Origin of the sequence: Fibrobacter sp. UWH5 (assembly GCF_900142505.1) — a bacterium.
Lineage (GTDB): Bacteria > Fibrobacterota > Fibrobacteria > Fibrobacterales > Fibrobacteraceae > Fibrobacter.
Genome location: NZ_FRBB01000043.1, coordinates 1 through 2,178, shown reverse-complemented (window position 1 = coordinate 2,178; position 2,178 = coordinate 1). Strand labels below are relative to the sequence as shown.

Genomic DNA, 2,178 nt, shown 5'->3' with positions numbered 1-2,178 from the left:
TCTCAACTTCCGCCGTTTTTAACACTAAAAACGCACTTTTAAAACACGTCCAAACACCGGTGCTATTTTCGCACCGATGCAATCCGCCGGTCTGAACTTGGGTTCTATTTCCTGATGAAGTTCAGGATTTCCTCGAAGGTCCTGTCGCTGTTCTTCATCGCCTCGGAAAGCTGTTCCATCCGTAGCCTGTCGCGCTTGTCAAGCAGTTCCCTGAACTCGTCCTCAAGTTTTTCGCAGCGGGCGCGGGCCTTCTCAAGTTTCGTTTTCGCCTTGGCGATCTTGCTGTCAATGGAGACCGCGCTCCGTTTCTTTCTAGCCTTCACCATTCTTCACCGCCTCGCTTTCGACTTTCTGGATAGCCTTTGAGAGTTCTTCAACTTCACCGATAATGAATCTTTCATCGAGACCCATGGCCCGCAAAATCTCCTTCTGCGTCGCGGTCACCGCGTGGTCCAGCGTGTAGATCCCATCGCCGCGACGGATCATCTCGATCTTTTCCAGCTCGCGGATGGCCGAAGGCACGTTCATGAAGTTCGCCTTCTTCTCGTTCTTCAGCTTTGCGTTGCTCAGGTAGTTGTGCAGCCTGTTGCGGATGATGAGCGCCACGAATTCGATGAATATCTTTGCCGCGACAGCCGACTCGCTGCATACACGAAGGCTCGCGTTACCTAGGTAGCTCTTGTCGCCACGGAAAAGCTTTTCCGTCGCGTCGCGTCCCTTGTAAAGACGCAACGCCTCGACTGCAGACATTTCTTCCGAGGTGATCAGGACAAAGTAACCGCACAGGCGGATCTCGCGCCTGATCACGTCCTTCCTCTCGTTGGCATAGAGGAAGGTTCCCTTCTTGTCGTAGACGAGTTCGAAGTATTCGCTCACCACGTCGGGAATCTGCGCCTCGGTATTCTCGAGGCCTTCGAGATAGCGGTTAAGTTTTTCCAGGCGGTCCTCGAGTACCGTCCGCTCGTGAGCCTGCCGCTCATTGCCGTAGAAGATGTGGAAGTAGCGCTCGCGGGAATCGTCATCGTAGAGCTTGCGCCTGACGGTCGTGCCGTAAGCCTTGTATTCCCTTACGAAGCAGTCACGGTCGTCCTCGAACGTCCCGCGTACGCCTTCCACCAGTTCCCTGGCGATACGGGTGAGCCCCTTCGCCATGATCACGAATTCAATTCCGTGAGCGTCCATGTACGCGACGTTCGCGCGGCTAAAGTAGCCACGGTCAAGGATCACGCCCACGTTGCGGTAGTCGAATCCTTCGGCCTTCGACAGCATGAACTGCAGCTGCGAAACATCCACGATGCTGCCGGGATATTCCTCGTAAAAGAGCGGTTCGCTGTTGGTCTGGTCGAATGCAATCGCGTAGTTGAAAATCGGACGGCTCCGGTTGTCCTTGGCGTGTCCGTATTCCACCATGGCGATGTCTCCCGCCTGACAATTCTTGTTCGTGGAGTCGTAGGAAATGTAGATGCGGTCGGACTTTTCGCGGTACAGGTTCCATACGTGCAGGAATCCGTTGATCTGCTCCGGTTTCATCGACTGAAGAAATTCGGAAACCTTAGAATCGGAGTAGCGGCGCATCCCTTCCGTGAAAACGGGATGGTTGTAGGTGTAGTCGGGATAGTGCTGGGCCGTGTTGCCCTCGGTTATCAGCGAGTAGAACGCGATGTCGAGAACCAGCGCGGCGTCCTTCGGCGTGAAGGGGCGCAGCAGGCATTCGACCAGCCGCCTTTCGTCAACGATTCTGCGGAGGACCAGGAATGCGCCCGTCCGCAGACAGCTGCTGACGCGCTCGCGTTGCGCCTCGCCGGGCAGGAACTGCGGCAGGTACTTCCTGCAGTTCGCGTTGGGAATCATTTTCCCGTCGGCATCGATCTTGCCGATGCACGCCCGCTGTACGGAAGTGTACTTTTTCTCCTTCGAATAGGTGCGACCGTATTCGTAGTACATGTAGGTGACGCCCTTGACGACTTTTTTCGTGATGAGTCCTGGAACATCGGGAATGTCGATGTGTACGTCGGGGTGCATTCGGGCCTCGCTTTTCTTCGGAATAGTCCTAGTTAGGACTATAAATCTAATAAAGAAAAAGGACCGTTGCAAGAGGTTTTCCTGAAAATTTTTAGAATTTTCGCAAACGGACCTTCAAATAGCGCTTCTAGTGTTAACTTTTCTGGAAGTTAAGAT

2 protein-coding genes are annotated in these 2,178 nt (G+C 54.0%); both read right to left on the bottom strand.

Translation table 11 applies throughout. From position 1 onward, the window contains the following. Positions 1-104: 104 nt before the first annotated feature. Positions 105-326: a hypothetical protein gene (locus BUB38_RS15560; RefSeq protein WP_073161643.1), complete on the bottom strand. Its 222-nt coding sequence runs from the start codon at positions 324-326 to the stop codon at positions 105-107. Then, the gene (locus tag BUB38_RS15555; RefSeq protein ID WP_073161642.1) at positions 313-2,022 is read right to left on the bottom strand and encodes an IS1634 family transposase; all 1,710 of its coding nucleotides are present in this window, start codon (positions 2,020-2,022) and stop codon (positions 313-315) included. The genes BUB38_RS15560 and BUB38_RS15555 overlap by 14 nt, the downstream gene beginning before the upstream one ends. Positions 2,023-2,178 lie beyond the last annotated feature (156 nt).

What these genes read in the sequence shown, in the direction of transcription:
- BUB38_RS15555 (WP_073161642.1), bottom strand. Translation starts at nt 2,022, where the DNA reads ATGCACCCCGACGTACACATCGACATTCCCGATGTTCCAGGACTCATC.
- BUB38_RS15560 (WP_073161643.1), bottom strand. Translation starts at nt 326, where the DNA reads ATGGTGAAGGCTAGAAAGAAACGGAGCGCGGTCTCCATTGACAGCAAG.